General features: G+C 39.8%; 1 protein-coding gene. It reads left to right on the forward strand.

Annotation, left to right across the window (positions count from 1 at the left end; genetic code table 11):
• Positions 1–304: 304 nt before the first annotated feature.
• Positions 305–640 (forward strand): MerR family DNA-binding transcriptional regulator (locus tag FD23_RS08635; RefSeq protein ID WP_155515447.1); only part of this gene is annotated, 336 nt, incomplete at its 3' end.

Below are 640 nucleotides of genomic sequence, written 5' to 3' on the forward strand. Positions count from 1 at the left end.
CTTGACCGCATTTACCGGCGTAGATAGTCAAAATCTGCTAGATGTTATGGTAAGTGTTCAATTTATTCTTGCAATTGGCGTCTTTAAAATCTTTACTCTCTATTTATCTGTTTACTAATAATCGCCTGTAATCCCCTCTCTTACCTGCTGTTAGTTGCTTATGGCCCATCTACTTAAGGCATTTTCTACAGCGCTGAAAGGTTGTGACTGTTAAAAAGCATTAATTTCATCCAGTACTAAATAGTAATTTTTCTTACCAATTCTTGATATAATACCGGTATCAAAAGATTGGAAGGAAGAAACGATGAGCGAATACATGTCCATATCAAAAGCAGCTGAGTATCTTAACGTTGCCAAGTCAACTCTCCGCAATTGGGAAGCTGAAGGACTGATTACGCCGCTTAGAACTGCCTCCAATCAACGTCGCTACACTAAAGAAATGCTAGATGAGCTTCTGCAAGGCAATATGAAAGTAGCTAAGCCTAAGAAGCTGCTGACCATCGGCTATTGCCGGGTTTCTTCTGGCCATCAAAAAGAAGATCTCCAAAGGCAGAAGGATGTAGTGTCCAGATATTGCGAAGTCAATGGCTATCAGTTTAAGATCATTCAAGACGTTGGATCTGGTCTCAACTATAAGAAA

Source organism: Lactobacillus delbrueckii subsp. delbrueckii DSM 20074 = JCM 1012, assembly GCF_001433875.1.
GTDB lineage: Bacteria > Bacillota > Bacilli > Lactobacillales > Lactobacillaceae > Lactobacillus > Lactobacillus delbrueckii.